The organism is Granulicatella sp. 20925_1_45 (genome assembly GCF_041433555.1).
GTDB lineage: Bacteria > Bacillota > Bacilli > Lactobacillales > Aerococcaceae > Granulicatella.
Genome location: NZ_JAPWBR010000029.1, coordinates 1 through 17,362, shown reverse-complemented (window position 1 = coordinate 17,362; position 17,362 = coordinate 1). Strand labels below are relative to the sequence as shown.

Sequence of the window (17,362 nt, the reverse complement as noted above, 5' to 3'; positions counted from 1 at the left end):
CATATATGATAATTATCAGTTTTCAAAAAACTTTTTTTGTTTTAAGTTCATTTTAAGTAAGCTCGTTATGATTAAACCATCAACAAATAGTTGATAGGAAGCGAGGGGGACCAAAATGAAAAGAAACAGAATGATTGTTCTATTATCCACGATTACTATTGCAACAACTTTAGTTGCATGCCAAAACACACAAACACAAGCTGAGGCGACTTCTCAAGTCCAATCACAACAGAGTCCCCCAGCTAAACCTGGAGGAGAAGGATTTGGCGGAAGCGACCAAGTGACACAAGGTGAGGCAGCAACAAATTTAACAACAGATGCAACAGTAACAGGAGAAACTTATGAATCTACCGGAGATGATGAAAATGCACTCCGTGTAACAGGAGCAACAGTCACATTAGACGGCGTAACGATTAACAAAACAGCCGGAGCGACATCGAATACAGAAAATGGAGACTTCTACGGAATGAACGCAGGATTCTTAGCAACGGATGGAGCAACGGTAACACTCACTAACTCAACCGTCAATACAACTGCACAGAACGGGAACGGGGTGTTCAGTTACGGTTCAGGAACGACCGTCAATGTATCAGACACAACAATCACAACAACAAAAGATAACTCAGGTGGTATCCAAACGACAGGTGGCGCTGCGATGAATGCAACTAACTTGACGGTGAACACCGCAGGAAATTCATCAGCAGCGATTCGTACAGACCGTGGTGGCGGTACGGTAGTCGTAGACAAAGGAACGTATACTTCTACAGGATACAACTCACCAGCCGTATACTCTACAGCGAATATCACTGTAAAAAATGCAACATTGAACGCTGAAAACTCAGAAGCGCTTGTAATCGAGGGTCAAAACTCTATCACATTAGAAAATACCAACGTAACAGGGAATATGAGTTCAACAGAGGGTAGCTCTTCAGACAATAACGTGCACAACGTGATGATTTACCAATCAATGTCAGGAGATGCTGAAAGTGGAACCTCTACTTTCACAATGAAAGGTGGCACTTTAACAGGACGTAACGGAGACCAAATCTACGTAACAAACACACACAGTGTCATCACTTTAGAAGACGTAACAATCACAAATCAAGATTCATCTGGCAAATTATTAGCCATCTTAGGAAATGATGCAACACGTGGCTGGGGTACAGCCGGTGCCAATGGTGGTCAAGTTGATTTAACAACGACGAACCAAACATTAACTGGAGCGATTGAGGTGGATACCGTATCTACATTGAACTTCACAATGGGCAAAGGAACAAACTTTACAGGTACCATCAATATCGTAGAAAATGCTGAAGGAGGGACGGCCGTGGACAATAACGCAGTAATCACAGTAGAAGAGGGGGCGACATGGACGTTGACAGGAAATGTCACAATTACATCATTAGAAAACAAAGGTACAATCAACTTTAACGGATATACAATCACATTAGCGGATGGTACGGTCCTAAAATAAAACTTAACTTACAGGAGCTAGGCGAAAAGTCTAGCTCTTGTTTTGTTTTCCGTGCATGAAGAATTTCTATTTTCAATTGTTGAAAACTAGAAGAAAACGCATGATTGTGATAAACTGACTAAAGGTAATAAAATAAAAAAATGAGGTGTCACGATGGATCAAAACGAAAACAAAAATCTTGAATCAGTTGCTGAAGAAGCTACAGAAGTAAAAGACGAAGTAGTTGAAGCAGCAAAAGAAACAGCTGAAGAAGTGAAAGAAGTAGCAGAAACAGTTGTAGAAGAAGCAAAAGAAGCAAAAGCTCCTGAAGCAGATGGCGACTTTAAAGAAGTTGTTGAAGATGTAAAAGAAAAAGCAGAACAAGCTAAAGAAAAATTAGGTGAAGCTGCAAGCAAAGTATTCTCAGAAGAAAATAAAGCAAAATTGGACGACGCAGTTCAAAAAGTTGCAGGCTATAATAAAAATTCATTATTCGAAAAAATCTTCTTTGGAATTTCAATTTTAATTGCACTTTTCACAGCTTTAGTAACATTCAATGGCTTGAGCTTCTTATTCGGAAAGTCTAACATCACTCTTGCTGACTTAGTTGGGTATATGAACGCTACAGTGAACAAGATTAAAAACTTAAACCTATACTTTGGGTTAACTTTCTTCTTTACAATCGTAGCGACAGTATTCGTAGTTTACTTCTTCTACGCAGCTAAAAAAGAAGGCAAGAACTTATGGACAAACGTAAACGTTGCTTCATTAGGAATGGTAGTATCTGTTTTCTGTGCACACATTTTTGGTTCAGGATTCATTAACGGTTTAGGTTTATTGACAGATGCTTTCAATGGAAAAGCAAACTCAACAATCGCACAAATCGTGAATGAAGCTTTATCAAACTCAACAGGAATTAGTAGATCAGCTCAAAACCTTGCAGATGGCTTACAAACAGGATCAAAAATTGCGATTCTATTCTATCTCGTTGCTCTAGCATGCTCAGCAGCAACTGTGTACTTCTACTACCAAAAATTATTCCAAAAGAAAGCTCAATAAGCGAGGAAACCAATGAAAAAATTCTTTCAAATCGTTTTAGGGGTTAGCTTCCTATTTCTATTAGTGGGTTGTAGCTCACAAGAGACTGCGACTTTCACTCAAAAATCAGGTAAAACGGACGTAACTTTGGTTTATACGTATGATAAAAAGACTGATACCGTGACAAAGATTAAGCTCGAAACGAATGAGCCTGCTGAACACACTGAGGCTCGTAAGGATAACGAAAAACTCTTTGAAGAGATTAAAGGAATTGATGGAGTTGTGACTTCACTGACAGAAAAAGATGGCAAACTTATCTCATCAGCTGAAATCGACTTAACGAAATATAAGTTTTCAAAACTTAAAGAAAGTAACAACTACTTCTTTACAGGTCTTGTTCAAAGTGGTTTCTTAACAGAAGACGGAGATCACGCATCATTCTCTAAGAGTAAAGAAGTTGCACTAAAACGCGGAATGACAGAACAAACGAAATAACGAAATGACGAAATGACTCATGGATAAATTATCCATGGGTTATTTTTTTATTTTAAGTTCATTTTAAGTTCGCTTCGTATACTAAAACCATCAAGAAAAGGAATCGAGGAGAACGAGATGGAAAATAAAAGACAATGGTTATTGACAACAACGTTATTTATCTCTCTAGGTTTGGCCGCTTGCGGATCGCAAAGTGTATTAAGTCAAGCTGATGCCAACACTCAAACAACAACTACTAAGACATCTACAACATCAACTACGCAGACAGCTTCTTATTTTGAAGCATCAGATTTAACAGCAACTTATGACGAAAGTACAGCTTCGAAAATTTCGCTTCAAGGAACGACAGCCACTGTTTCGGGCGAAGGAGTAACGGTCAATGGAAGTACGGTTGAAATTACAAAAGCCGGAACCTATATCGTCGAAGGAACTGCTTCGAAAGTTCAATTGAAAGTCGCAGCAGGTAAGGAAGATGAAGTACAAATTGTCTTCAAGAATGCAACATTAAAGAATACGGAAGCTCCATTACTCGTCGATTTGGCTAAAAAAGTGATTTTAACGCTAGCCGATGGAACGAAAAATGAAGTGTCCGATGAATCAACGTCAACGGTAAAAGGAGCCATCTACTCAGATAGCGACTTGACGATTAACGGTAAAGGTTCATTAACCGTGAACGGTGCCGCAAGCAATGCGATTAAATCAAAAGACGGCATTCGCATTGTGGATGCGACAGTCACAACAACCGCGAAAAAACACGGGATTGCAGCCAATGATTTCGTGAATGTATCAGGCGCAACATTAAACTTGTCAGCCGATGAAGATGGCATTCACTCAGACAATGAGGATGATGTATTGCTAGGGAATGTTTACTTAGTGAATACAACTATCACAGTGAACGCTGGCGACGACGGAATTAATGCGTCGAATACGTTGCTGATCGACGAAGGCACAACCATCGACGTCCAAAAGAGTGAAGAGGGTCTTGAGGCTCGCTTGATTCATCAAGTCGGTGGAACAATTACCGTGAAATCTTCTGACGATGGATTGAATGCAAAAGACTGGACGTTAGAATCTTCTGATGAGCAAGGCCCAGGTCAACAAACGAAGAAAGTAAAATCTGAAGCCGCAAATGCGAAAAACTTAGAGCAAGCAGGCGATGTGAAGATTGTCATCGATGGCGGAACGTTAACGGTAGACGCTGAAGGTGACGGCCTTGATGCCAACGGATCAATTGAGATTAACGGCGGGACAGTCGTTGTCAATGGTCCAACAAGCGGAGCCAACGCAGCTCTTGACTATGACGACAACGCAACACTAAACGGTGGTACTGTACTCTTTGTCGACAATGGAGAAATGACAATGGGATTCGGTAGCGACTCTAGTCAAGCTTTCCTAATGGCAAGTGTTCAAGGAACGGCTGGCACAACCGTTGAAGTAATCGACTCTTCTGGTAAAACAGTCGCAAGCCTAAAAGCTTTTAAGTCATTCTCAACAGTATTAATTAGTAGTCCAGATATTAAAGACGGCGAAAAATATACCATTAAAGTCGGATCAAACTCAACAACTGCAACAGCATCTAAACAAGCTGCTAATATCGGTGGCGGACCTGGTGGTGGCCAACCAGGTCAAGGAGCTCCAGGAGGACAACCAGGACAAGGCGGAAGACCAGGAGGCAGATAAGACTGACAAGAAATACTAAGGAACCATGAAAGGGGTGAGACCACCAAAATACTAAGTCAATGAGACCGTTCAAACCATAGACGACAATCAGGAGTCGATGAAGTAACAAAAGATCTCAAAAATAACAAATACTACAGCACACAAAACCAGAAGACGGGGTATTATCTCAGCTACCGAAAGCTTAACTGAGACAACACCCCATTTTTCATGTTATATTATATGACATAAGAGGTAAGGGCAGTTTTGACAAAAGATTCAACCGTTATTTACAATAACCCTATAAAGGAGGAAGACAGATGGGTGAAAAGGAATTACGACGTTCACTAGCCGTCTTTCCAATCGGAACAGTGATGAAGCTGACCGATTTATCTGCACGACAAATTCGATATTATGAAGAACAGCGCTTGGTCATCCCGGAACGTTCTGAGACGAACCGCCGCATGTATTCATTGAATGATGTCGATCGCTTATTGGAAATTAAAGATTACCTGGCCGATGGATTAACCATTATGGCCATTCAGAAGATTTTCAATAAGAATACAAATCCCGTATCGAAGGAAAGCGTAAAAGAGGCGCTGACGGATGAGGATGTCCGACGAATCTTCTACGACGAGATTATGCATATTAGCCGCTACTCTGGCGGAGAAAAATGGAACTTATAGGAGGAAACCAATGATTACACATGAAGAGATTAGAAGACAGGTAGAAGAGAAAGATGTTCGTTACTTACGATTAATCTTCACGGATATTCTAGGAACGATTAAAAACGTGGAAGTGCCAATTACGCAATTAGATAAAGTGTTGGCTAATAAAATGATGTTCGACGGTTCTTCAATTGAAGGATTCGTTCGTATCGAAGAAAGTGATATGTACTTATATCCAGACCTTTCAACTTGGGTGGTTTTCCCATGGAGCAGCAAACACGGTACAATCGCACGCTTAATCTGTGATGTATACAAACCAGACGGAACGCCATTTGCGGGGGACCCTCGTTCAAACTTAAAACGTGTCTTAAACGAAATGAAAGAATTAGGTTTCTCAAACTTCAACTTAGGACCAGAGCCAGAGTTCTTCTTATTCAAATTGGACGAAAACGGCGAACCAACGCTTGAAGGAAACGACCAAGGTAGTTACTTCGACTTAGCTCCAATTGACCTTGGGGAAGAATGCCGTCGTGAAATCGTTCTTGAATTAGAAAAAATTGGCTTCGATATTGAAGCAAGTCACCACGAAGTAGCTCCAGGGCAACACGAAATCGACTGGAAATACTCAGATGCGGTAGCGGCTTGCGATAACATACAAACATTCAAATTGGTTGTAAAAACCATTGCACGTAAACATGGATTACATGCGACATTTATGCCAAAACCAGTATTCGGAATTGCTGGTAGCGGAATGCATTTCAACTTATCTTTATTTGATAAAGACGGAAACAATGCGTTCTTCGACGAAAATGGCGACCAACGTCTAAGCGACACTTGCCGTCACTTCATCGCTGGGGTCATGAAACATGCCAAAGCTCTAACTGCCGTATGTAACCCAACCGTAAACTCATACAAACGTTTAGTTCCAGGATACGAAGCGCCTGTATATATTGCATGGTCTGCACGTAACCGTTCACCGCTAATCCGTATTCCAGAATCTCGTGGTATTTCAACTCGTATCGAATTACGTAGCGTGGATCCATCTGCAAACCCATATTTAGCAATGGCTGCGATTTTAACAGCTGGTCTTGAAGGGGTTAAAGAAAAATTGGAAGTTCCTGCAGCTATCGACCGCAACATCTATGCGATGTCTGCTCGCGAACGTAAGAAAGCTGGAATCGATGATTTACCAGGAACGTTAAACGAAGCGATTGAATACTTGAAACAAGACGAAACTGTTCAATCAGCTCTAGGAAGTCATATTCTAGACAACTTCATCGAAGCAAAACGTTTCGAATGGGCTGCTTACCGTAGCCAAGTTTCACAATGGGAATTAGACCAATACTTGAAACTATTCTAAAAATTAAACGGAGAGTGCACTCGCAAGGTGCGCTCTTTTTATGTGTAAAGAAGCGACTTTTATAAGACCGTCTTCTGCTGATACGTAAAGCTTTTTCTTTGTTAAAGTTTTGACATATTTTGCTGAAAATGTAATACTGGTAAGGAAACGTAAAAAGGAAAGAGAGTGCTCACATGTATATAAAAGAGATGTCGAATGCGTTAGAAGAGTATCATGCTTTTATGGAAACTCAAGCCAACAGAACGGTTTTCCAAACGCCTGAATGGGGCGAAGTGAAAACAGATGGCTCATGGACAAGAGATGTACTTCTTGTGATGTCCGATAATCATGAACCTGTTGCGGCTGCGATGATTCTTTATCGTAAATTACCAGGTGTGAATAAATATTTAGCATATGCACCGCGCGGAATCGTAACCGACTATACAAATGCTGAACAATTAAAATCAGTCTTTGCGACTTTGAAAGTGTATTTGAAAGCTAAAAATGCATTTGGTTTGAAAATTGACCCAGAATTACAATGGCGTGAATGGACAAACAAGTTTGAAATGGTTGAGGGTGGATTCAATAATGAAGAATACCGCAAAAATATTTTAGCGGCTGGATTCGTAGAACGCCCAATGGACTTAGGGTTCGATGGCATTCAACCACGTTTAACAATGATTTTACCGTTGAAAGACGAAGGAAAAGGCATCGTCGAAACGTTCAATAAGAAAGAACGTTATAAAGTGAATGTAGCGAAGAAACAAGGGGTTGTTTGCTACAAGGGAACGCTTGAAGATATGCCAATCTATGATGAGTTAAATAAAATTACGGCTGAGCGTGACAAATACGTGGCGCGTAGCATCGAGTATTTAACAACAATGTATCAACATCTTCATCCTAAAGGCATGGTGGATTTATACTTTGCGAAAGTGGACTACAATGTGCAATTAGCATTTGCGACAAACCGCTTAGAAACAGCGCAAAAAGAATTCGATAAGTTAACAGGACAATTGGAAACATTGAACAATCCAAAACGTATCGAAAACGTTCAAAAGCAAATTGAATCATTGAAAGTGAACATTGCTAAATACGAAAAAGAAATCGAACGCGTGAAAGGTGACTTAGAACAATATCCAGAAGGAAAAGTAGTCAGCGGAGCGTTTGTTGTAACGTACTTAGATAAAGCGTACTACTTATATGGTGCGAACATCACTGACGATGGTGGATTGAATGCCAACAAGGCGCTTGTGTCTTGGGTCATGCAAACTCTTTATGATGAAAAAGGCATTCGTTCGTTTGACTTCTTCGGAGTTTCTGAAGACCAAGAACATCACGGCGGAATTAACGGGTTCAAGCAATCGTTTGATCCAGAGTTAGTGGAATATATCGGTGAATTTGATATGCCGATTTCGAAGTTCTGGTTTGAAATGTTCCATACATGGGCACCAAAAGCCGTGAGCTTGAAGAATAAAATTTTAGTAAGACGTAAAAAATAGTTGAAAGAGGCTGGACGAGTTTCCGGTCTTTTTTAGAAAATAGGAAAGGAGAATGGAATGCAAAAAAATAGCAATCTTAGAAAACTTGTCTTTATCGCATTATTAACAGCACAAGGGATTATCCTTGGATTACTTGAACAAGCCATTCCGTTTCCTTTTACATTTGCGCCAGGGGCAAAACTAGGGTTAGCCAATATTGTGACGCTAATCAGTTTATATACACTATCGTTTAAAGAAGTAGTTTTAGTTGTCGTGATGAAAACATTGATGACGACCGTTCTTGGGGGGACGTTCTCAACCTTCCTCTATAGTGGGATGGGCGCTCTTGTCAGCTTTATCGGGATGTATCTGGTGATGCAACTGGGTGAGAAGCGTGTGAGTATGATTGGCGTCAGTGCCACAGGTGGAATTTTGCACAATGTCGGTCAATTGATGGTCGCGAGCTGGATGGCAAAATCGTGGACGGTGCTTTTATATTTACCTGCGATGTCAATCGTCGGTATCTTTGCAGGCATAGCCATTGGGATTGCGGCAAACTATGCATTAACACATGTAAAACTACTCAAAAAATATTCGGATAAAAAAGTCGGCTAAAGTTCGTGAAATAACTGACAATCAATGGACAAAAAGTGCAAAATAGCATATACTACTAAAGTGAGAAAACACAAGGAGGATTTGCAATGACAAAAACAAACATTGTAGTAATCGGTGCCGGATTTGCCGGGGTAGCCGCTACAAAGACGTTGTCACATAAGTTGAAAAAGAATAAAGATGTCACAATTACATTAATTGATAAACATCCTTACTTAACTTACATGACTGAATTACACGAGGTAGCTGGAGGACGTGTTGAGCCAGATGCGATTCAATACGACTTACAAAAAATCTTTGCACGTTCTAAAAATGTAAACTTAGTAACAGATACTGTTACAAGTCTTGATAAAGAAAACAAAGTGGTTCGTACAAAACATGGCGAATTCTCTTATGATTATTTGGTACTTGGTATGGGTGGAGAAGCCAATGACTTCGGCGTTCCAGGTGTTAAAGAAAATGGATTTACGTTATGGTCAATGGAAGACGCAGTGAAAATGCGTAAACATATTCTTAGCTGTGTAGAAAAAGCAGCTAAAGAACATGATCCTCAAAAGCGTAAAGCGTTATTAACGTTTGCGGTTTGTGGTGCTGGATTTACTGGGGTTGAATTAGTCGGTGAATTAATGGACTGGATTCCAGTATTAGCACATGAATACAATTTAGATAAAGACGACTTCGAGTTATACATTATCGAAGCAGTTCCAACAATCTTAAACATGTTAGATGCAAAAGATGCGGATAAAGCAGAAGCCTTCATGGTAAAACGCGGCATCAAAGTGATTAAAGGAAACGGAATTTCTGAAGTGAAGCAAAACAGCATTCGCTTAGCGGACGGCACAGTGATTCCAACGTACTCACTATTCTGGACAGCTGGGGTTAAAGCCAACACAGAAGCTGAAGTGTTTGGATTTAAAGCAGCTCGTGCAGGTCGTTTAGTGGTTAATGAAAACATGTTAGTCGATGGCGAAACAGATATTTTCGCAATCGGTGACTTAGCTTACTACGAAGAACCGGATAAAGGAAATGCTCCACATCCACAAATCGTACAAGCAGCTGAACAAACTGGTAAAACAGCAGCGAAAAACATTATTGCTTCAATTAACAACTCAGAAAAAGTAGCCTATAAAGGTAAATACGATGGATTCATGGTTTCTATCGGTTCACATTATGGCGTTGCTTTCTTAATGGGCAAATGGCACTTAAGTGGTTTCTTTGCAATGTTGATGAAACACATCGTAAACATCAAGTATTTCTTAGAAATCTTCTCACTATACTATGCAATCCAATACGTGTTCCACGAGTTCTTCCATATTAAGAACCGTCGTAATATCTTCCGTGGACACTTATCACGCTACGGTAACGTATTATGGTCTGTACCACTTCGTTTATTCTACGGTGGTATGTGGACGATCGAAGGCTTGAAGAAAATCTTTGGTCTATGGGGCGCAAGCAGCTGGATTGATGGAAGTCATTTAGCATTCCCATTCCCTTGGTTAACAGAAGCAACAAGTGCAGCAAGTGGTGCAGCAGAAACTGTAACAGCAGCAAGTGGTGCAACAGAAGCTGCAGCGCAAACAGCAACTCAAGTCGTTTCATTCGGTTTCAACTATTCATATGGTGAACAACCAGCAATGGTCATCGAAAAAATGCCAGACTGGTTCGCATCCATCATGCAAATCATGATTCCAAACGTTGAAGTCGCTCACTTAATGCAAAAAGTGATGTCATTCGTAGAATTAGCTATCGGTTTAGCAATCATGGCTGGTTTCTTAACATGGATCGTAAACGCAGTGACAATCGGTTTAGTCGCAACGTTCTGCTTATCTGGTATGTTCTACTGGGTAAATATGTGGTTTGTTCCTGCAGCAATTGCATTAATGAACGGTTCAGGTCGTGCATTCGGTCTTGATTACTACGTGATTCCATGGTTCCAAAGAACTGCAGGTAGCTGGTGGTATGGTAAGTCGAAAGCAATATATGGATTCGATAAACAAGGAAACCAACTCGTTAAATAAGTATGTTATAATGAAGTCGGCATTTTTTGTCGGCTTCTTTTTTTAGAAGGTCGACTAGAAGGAGAAAACTATGACAATCGTACATCCAATGTGGATGGAGTATCCCGAATTACATGAAGAATTAAAACAAGTAAAAGCGATGATGCATGCATCTATCACGATCGAAAACCAACAGATTCGTGAGGCTATTTGGGCTGTCCTTGAATCTGGTGGAAAAATGGTACGACCTGCTTATTTGATTTTATTCTCAATGTGGAATGAAAATCGAAACAAGGAAGAAGTTCATGCTGTGGCTGCGGCTCTTGAACTACTTCATGTGGCAACATTATTACACGATGACGTCATCGATGAAGCTGATACCAGAAGAGGACAAGAAACGATTAGTGCTCGATTTGGGAATCGTGTGGCGATTTATGCAGGGGACTACTTATTGACAGTATGCTACCAGTTGCTTTCAAAATATAGTCAAGATTTAGCGGGCATCCAAATCCCAACATACGGGATGATGCGTGTCATTGAAGGTGAATTGTCGCAGATGGAAGAAAGCTACAAAACCGATGTGACCGTGCAAGATTACTTGAAACGTATCGACGGAAAAACGGCTCAACTCTTTATGCTGAGCTGTATGATGGGAGAACGTTTTTCAGGAATGGGCGAATTAGAGCGTGCTAGACATATCGGGAATTCTATCGGGATGGCATTTCAACTGTTAGATGATATTCTTGATTATGAAGTGACGTCAGATCAATTTGGCAAACCTGTCCTAGAAGACGTCGTTCAGGGCGTTTATACGATGCCGCTGATTGCGTCTTTACCGAAGTGTGAAAAAGAATTACTTCCACTGTTGGAAAAGAAAAATCAGTTAACAGCGACAGACCGACTAGCGATTCAAAAGTTGGTCGTAAATGCAGGTGGCGTAGAAACTGCAAAAGATTTTGCGGAGAAATATACCATGAAAGCAATCCATCAAATCGAGAAGTTGCCTGAAGCTGATGTGAAGCCTATGCTTTTAAAAATCACAAATCAGTTATTACAACGAAAATCATAAAACAAAACAATTCACAAACAAGGGCATTTTCTGAAAAGGAAATGCCTTTTTCAGTTTAATCTTTCAAGTGAAAAGAAAAACAATTTTACAAATATTACCTAGACTTTTATCCGAAATATGCTATAATAGAACCTACAGAATGATTAATTCTAAATAAGAAGAGAAGGATGGGTCTGAATATGACTTTTAAAAAATCATTATCTACAGCAGCAGTATTATTATCATCTGCATTTGTATTAGCAGCATGTGGCGGAAACAGCAAAACTGATTCAAACAAAACAACACAAGCAGCTACAACACAAACTGCAACTACACAAGCAGCAACACAAAAATCTAATGCAGCTTTAAAAGATGGTACTTACAAATTAGTATCAGAAGCTGACAAACGTGGATGGCACGTAGAATTTACGATTACTGTTGAAGGTGGCAAAATCACTAAATCTGATTATGACAACTTAAACGATAAAGGTGAACGTAAATCAGCTAACGCAGAATACGAAAAAGCAATGAAAGATAAAGTGGGTACTGGCCCAGCAGAATACTTCAAAGCATACAACGAAGGTTTAGTTGCTAAACAAAATCCTTCAGACGTTGAAGTTGTTGCAGGTGCAACTAATGCGCACACTTCATTTGTTGAATATGCAAACAAATTAATCGAAGCAGCTCAAAAAGGGGACACTGCTGAAATCAAAGTAGCAGCTCCACAAAGCTAATTCATTTTAAAATAACCATTTCGACTCCTGTACGGTTGTGCAGGAGTTTTTTATTCGGAATATAAGTCACGGGTTTCGTTTTATCGTGAAATAAGGTACAATACTAAGGAATGATTTTTACAAAGGAGAGAACTATGAAAGCTAAATGGATGAAATGGGGACTTTTGGCAGTGATGTCTACGACGATTTTAGCGGCTTGCCAAAGTCAACCGAGGAATGAAGCCGACACTGTTTCAGGCGCATCAATTAAAACTCCAAGAGAAATTATTAAATCACCTGTGAAGAAAACAGACTTCTTACTCGGAACTGCGGTAGCTTTATCGGTCTATCATCCAAATACAGAAGAAGTGATCACCAATGCCTTAGAAATGATTAAAGACTTAGAAAAACGAATTACTGTGAATGCTTCTGGTTCTGAAGTGGATGAAGTAAACTTAGCCGCTGGAGAAAAGCCGGTTAAGGTTAGTGCGGATGTGTACGAGTTAATCAAACTTGGATTGAAATACAGTGAGGAGTTTGACGGGGCTTTCGATATTACGGTAGGACCATTGACGGCGTTATGGCATATCGGGTTTGATGATGCGAAGAAACCAACGCAAGAGGAAATCGATGCGGTGTTACCCCTTGTAAACTATAAAGACGTTGAATTAAATGACGCGGAACAAACCGTCTTTTTAAAGAAAAAAGGAATGCAACTGGACCTTGGAGGGATCGCCAAAGGGTATATCGCCGATAAGGTTTGGGAATATTTTGCAAAAGAAGGCATCACAACAGCAGTCATTGACCTTGGTGGGAATATCGTCGTAATGGGCGGCTCACCTGCAAGAGACGGCGTTGCGTGGAATGTTGGGATTCAAGATCCGGATGCTTCTCGTGGGAAGACGCTTGGTACGATTTTAGAAAAAGACAAAACGATTGTAACGTCTGGGATTTATGAGCGTTATTTAACCGTAGACGGTCAAACGTATCACCATATTTTAAATCCGAAAACAGGATATCCATACGATAATAATGTGGAAGGAGTTTCTGTTATTGTCGACAGTTCTACAAAAGGAGACGCGTTATCGACGTCGATGTTCTCTGTGGGACCAAAGGCTGGAATCGAATATGCGAATAGTCATGACGGAGTGGATGTCATTTTCGTAACGAAAGATAAAAAAGTGTATGTGTCGGATGCGATTAAAGATACGTTCAAATTAACAAATACGAACCTTGAGTTGAAGGAGAGTGTTGAGTAGTGACGAAAAAAGAGTTTATCGAACTAGTCGAATTGCGTACAAAAATCGCGAGTGTGTTCCCATTTGTCATCGCGTTTCTTTATTCGTTTGTTTTATTTAAACAAGTGAATGTTTTGAATATGCTGTTGTTCTTTATCGGGATGATTTGTTTTGATATGGCAACAACCGTGATGAACAATTTGATGGACTATGTCAAAGCGAAAAACTCCGATTATCGTGATAATCATAATGTGATTGGGACGAGTAGCCTCACTGTGAAGAAAGCATGGCAAGTCTTCGGTGGGCTGTTTGCAGTGGCAGCAGTTGTTGGAATCATCCTTGTAGCGCGCACGAATATTCTTTTGCTCATTGTCGGCGCAATTTGTTTCTTCATCGGTGTGTTTTATACATTTGGACCCATTCCGATTTCTCGGATGCCTCTTGGGGAGGTGTTATCAGGGTTCACAATGGGGTTCGGGATTTTCTGGATTACGGTATTTTTAAATGTGCCAGAAGGAACGGTTTTTGCAGGGGTACAGTTAGACGGAAGTATTTTAACGATGCAACTGGACATTATAGCTCAATTGAAAGTGTTCCTATTATCTCTGCCGCTTGTTTGTACGATTGCCAATATCATGTTAAGTAATAATATTTGTGATTTAGAAACAGATATTACGAACCATCGTTATACATTGGTGTACTATATTGGAAAGAAACAAGCGTTAGTGGTCTATCAAGTATTATATGCGATTGCGTTTGGTGCGATGGTGCTTGCGGTGTTGCTCGGCGTGGCGCCTTGGATTCTTCTTGGTGTGCTAGCAGTTGGCGTTCCTGTGTATAAACATATTCAACAGTTCAAAGCTCTCCAAGAAAAGAAAACGACCTTTGCGTTAGCGATTAAAAACATGGTAATGATTCATTCATTGCAAGCCGTGCTATTATTCGTTGCGGTCCTTTTCTTTAACTAGTGTGTACTTGACAAAGCAAGTTCATTTCCTTATGATGGAGTAGATATGGATTTATAGAAAGTAGTGAAAATATGGCTCAGAAAAAAGCGGCGTTAGCTTGTAGCGTATGTGGTTCAAGAAACTACACGATTACGCTTGGACAAAATCGACGAGTAGAACGTCTAGAAATTAAAAAATTCTGCAAGTATTGCAACAAACAAACACTACATCGCGAAACAAAATAAAAGGAAGAGGAGATTCGAAATGCGTTTTTTATCAAATGTGATTAAAGAGATGAAAAAAGTTACTTGGCCAACAGGTAAAGAAGTAAACAAATATACAATTACAGTAATTATGACAGTGCTTGCTGCACTATGCTTCTTTGCAGTAGTGGACTATGGAGTGCATCAACTCATTACATTCCTTTTAAAATAATAGTACTTTAAAGTGATTAGTGATATACTAAGAGCAGTTGAAAAAACCTTCGCTTATGAAGGTTTTTTTGTATGGAAAAATGTTGTCAACACTCAAGGAGGAGTATCAATGGAAAAAGAATGGTATGTATTGCACACTTATTCAGGTTATGAGAATAAAGTAAAATCAAATCTATTATCACGTATCCAAAGCATGGGTATGGAAGAAAACATCTTCCGCGTGATTTCACCTGAAGAAGAGGAAGTAGAAGTAAAAGACGGTAAAACTAAAACGACTGTTGAAAAAACTTTTCCTGGTTATGTATTAGTTGAAATGGTCATGTCAGACCAAGCATGGTATGTTGTTCGTAACACTCCAGGCGTAACTGGATTCGTTGGTTCACACGGTGCTGGTTCAAAACCATCTCCATTATTACCAGAAGAAGTAGAAGCTATCTTAGGACGTATCGGTGAAAAAGTGCATGCTCCAGTTGATTTACACGTTTCTGTTGGAGACTACGTAATCATTACAGAAGGTGCCTTCAATGATATGAGCGGTAAAGTAGTAGAACTTGACCACGAAAAACAAAAAATTAAAGTAGCGATTGAAATGTTCGGTCGTGAAACAATTGCAGACTTAGAGTTCCACCAAGTGAAAGAAGATGACTCTTATTAACATGTATCCTACAATGTTAGAACGATTTATTCGATATGCGAAAATCAATACGCGTAGTGATTTGAAATCAACAACGATTCCTACGACAAAGAGTCAATGGGAATTTTTAGAAACGCTTCGTGACGAGTTAGTGGAATACGGCTTTCAAAAAGTAGAACTCGATCCAGAGGATAGCTACTTAGTGGCGCTCCTCCCAAGTAACTTGGAAGAAGGAAGTGCGGCGCCTGCGATTGGATTTATCGCCCACGTTGATACCGCAGATTTCAATGCGGAAAACATCGATCCACAAATTCACGAGAATTATAACGGAGAAGATGTGCTGCTTAATGCCGAAAAGAATTTAGTAATGACGGTCAGCGAGTTTCCAAGTTTGAAAAACTATATTGGCGAAACGTTAATTACAACTGATGGAACGACATTGCTAGGTGCCGACGATAAGGCGGGTCTGGTTTCGGTATTAGAAGCGTGCTTGTATTTAATGGCGCATCCAGAAATTCTGCATGGCGATATTTGGTTAGCGTTTGGTCCGGACGAAGAAATCGGGAAAGGCGCTCACCGTTTCAAAGCGGAGCGTATGCCTGCAAAATTTGCCTACACTTTAGATAGTGGAGTCGTAGGGAAGTTAGAATATGAAACGTTCAATGCGGCTCGTGCAGTGGTGACGATTCATGGGACAAGTGTTCACCCAGGGCAAGCTAAAGATGTGATGGTGAATGCTTTGGCAGAAGCAGCGAAACTATTTGCACGCATGCCAGAAAAAGAAGTGCCAGAACATACGAGTGGGTACGAAGGCTACTTTATGTTATCGAAACAATCAGGCGACATCGGTAAGGTTGAATTGGAATATATTATACGCGATCACTCGATGGAGAAATTCGAAGAGAGAAAAGTGCAGTTCCAACAAATCGTCGATGCGCAAAACGCAACGTATGATGTGCCTCGTATCGAATGCACGATTTACGATGAGTACTATAATATGTACGAAATCTTAAAGGACGATATGACTTCGGTTGAAGTAGCGATTGAGGCTTATAAAGAATGTGGCATCACGCCAGACATTCAACCATTCCGTGGAGGAACGGATGGATGTATTATTACCTATAAAGGAATTCCGACTCCCAACCTTTTTACCGGAGCAGAAAACCTTCATGGGCAGTATGAATTCGTAACTCTCGAAAGCATGCAAAAAGCCAGCGACGTTGTATTAAAAATTATTGAATTAGTCCAAAGAAAAACGGTTGAGTAATACTCAACCGTTTTTTCTATATTCTATATATAATAAAGAAGAAAAGATAATAAGTATGCCGAATACAGGGTGGTATGATAAAAATAAAAAAATTATATTGAGAAATGATATGCTCCCTCTAAAGTAGACACTAAAAAAAGTAAACTACTTTAGAGGGGGTATTTTTTAGATTGGCTAAGAAACATACTGCAAAAGAATTAGAACGATTCATAGAATTGTATTTAGATGGTGTGCCTTTTCGTGAGCTGCGTAGTGAATATGGTTTAAAGATTTCACCTGGAGCATTTAATATGTATTTTTTGAACTATAAAGCATATGGACCTTCTGCATTAGAAAATCGAGACG

At 40.0% G+C, this 17,362-nt stretch carries 17 protein-coding genes; all 17 read left to right on the top strand.

The genetic code is table 11. The annotated features are described in order from the left end of the window. Positions 1-115: 115 nt before the first annotated feature. The 17 genes from O3798_RS08305 (at position 116) to pepT (ending at position 17,017) form a co-directional block, all read left to right on the top strand. Positions 116-1,474, top strand: a complete 1,359-nt coding sequence (locus O3798_RS08305; RefSeq protein WP_371464257.1) for a hypothetical protein — start codon at positions 116-118, stop codon at positions 1,472-1,474. Between the two features lie 153 nt (positions 1,475-1,627). After that, positions 1,628-2,512 carry a hypothetical protein gene (locus O3798_RS08300; RefSeq protein ID WP_371464256.1) on the top strand — a complete coding sequence of 295 codons (885 nt, stop codon included), beginning with the start codon at positions 1,628-1,630 and terminating at the stop codon, positions 2,510-2,512. Between the two features lie 12 nt (positions 2,513-2,524). After that, entirely contained in the window at positions 2,525-2,986 is a 462-nt protein-coding gene (locus O3798_RS08295) for a DUF1307 domain-containing protein (RefSeq protein WP_371464255.1), read from the top strand. 117 nt (positions 2,987-3,103) lie between these two features. After that, positions 3,104-4,666 carry a carbohydrate-binding domain-containing protein gene (locus O3798_RS08290; RefSeq protein WP_371464254.1) on the top strand — a complete coding sequence of 521 codons (1,563 nt, stop codon included), beginning with the start codon at positions 3,104-3,106 and terminating at the stop codon, positions 4,664-4,666. 296 nt (positions 4,667-4,962) lie between these two features. Beyond that, positions 4,963-5,328: a MerR family transcriptional regulator gene (locus O3798_RS08285; protein ID WP_371446849.1), complete on the top strand. Its 366-nt coding sequence runs from the start codon at positions 4,963-4,965 to the stop codon at positions 5,326-5,328. A 10-nt stretch (positions 5,329-5,338) separates the two neighbouring features. Further along, positions 5,339-6,670 (top strand): type I glutamate--ammonia ligase, encoded by a 1,332-nt coding sequence (gene glnA / locus O3798_RS08280; RefSeq protein WP_371464253.1) that lies wholly within the window; start codon positions 5,339-5,341, stop codon positions 6,668-6,670. A 188-nt stretch (positions 6,671-6,858) separates the two neighbouring features. After that, entirely contained in the window at positions 6,859-8,148 is a 1,290-nt protein-coding gene (locus O3798_RS08275; protein ID WP_371464252.1) for a peptidoglycan bridge formation glycyltransferase FemA/FemB family protein, read from the top strand. Positions 8,149-8,205: 57 nt separating this feature from the next. Beyond that, positions 8,206-8,742: a Gx transporter family protein gene (locus O3798_RS08270; RefSeq protein ID WP_371464251.1), complete on the top strand. Its 537-nt coding sequence runs from the start codon at positions 8,206-8,208 to the stop codon at positions 8,740-8,742. Positions 8,743-8,828: 86 nt separating this feature from the next. Further along, positions 8,829-10,757: an NAD(P)/FAD-dependent oxidoreductase gene (locus O3798_RS08265; RefSeq protein WP_371464250.1), complete on the top strand. Its 1,929-nt coding sequence runs from the start codon at positions 8,829-8,831 to the stop codon at positions 10,755-10,757. A gap of 70 nt (positions 10,758-10,827) precedes the next feature. After that, positions 10,828-11,805 (top strand): polyprenyl synthetase family protein, encoded by a 978-nt coding sequence (locus O3798_RS08260; RefSeq protein ID WP_371464249.1) that lies wholly within the window; start codon positions 10,828-10,830, stop codon positions 11,803-11,805. Positions 11,806-11,984: 179 nt separating this feature from the next. Continuing rightward, complete coding sequence (locus tag O3798_RS08255) at positions 11,985-12,518, top strand: FMN-binding protein (RefSeq protein ID WP_371464248.1); 534 nt, start codon at positions 11,985-11,987, stop codon at positions 12,516-12,518. 149 nt (positions 12,519-12,667) lie between these two features. After that, on the top strand, positions 12,668-13,756 hold the full coding sequence (locus O3798_RS08250) for an FAD:protein FMN transferase (protein WP_371464258.1): 1,089 nt from the start codon (positions 12,668-12,670) through the stop codon (positions 13,754-13,756). Continuing rightward, positions 13,756-14,703: a 1,4-dihydroxy-2-naphthoate polyprenyltransferase gene (menA, locus tag O3798_RS08245; RefSeq protein ID WP_371464247.1), complete on the top strand. Its 948-nt coding sequence runs from the start codon at positions 13,756-13,758 to the stop codon at positions 14,701-14,703. Before O3798_RS08250 ends, menA begins: the two co-directional genes overlap by 1 nt. Before the next feature lie 71 nt (positions 14,704-14,774). Further along, a complete protein-coding gene (gene rpmG, locus O3798_RS08240; protein WP_005606057.1) occupies positions 14,775-14,927 on the top strand; it encodes a 50S ribosomal protein L33 in 153 nt (50 codons plus the stop codon). A gap of 19 nt (positions 14,928-14,946) precedes the next feature. Further along, positions 14,947-15,117, top strand: coding sequence for a preprotein translocase subunit SecE (secE, locus tag O3798_RS08235; protein ID WP_048711632.1), 171 nt, complete (start codon positions 14,947-14,949; stop codon positions 15,115-15,117). Positions 15,118-15,225: 108 nt separating this feature from the next. After that, positions 15,226-15,771 (top strand): transcription termination/antitermination protein NusG, encoded by a 546-nt coding sequence (nusG, locus tag O3798_RS08230; protein ID WP_048711630.1) that lies wholly within the window; start codon positions 15,226-15,228, stop codon positions 15,769-15,771. Between the two features lie 13 nt (positions 15,772-15,784). Continuing rightward, entirely contained in the window at positions 15,785-17,017 is a 1,233-nt protein-coding gene (gene pepT / locus O3798_RS08225) for a peptidase T (protein WP_371464246.1), read from the top strand. The last annotated feature ends 345 nt before the right edge of the window (positions 17,018-17,362 follow it).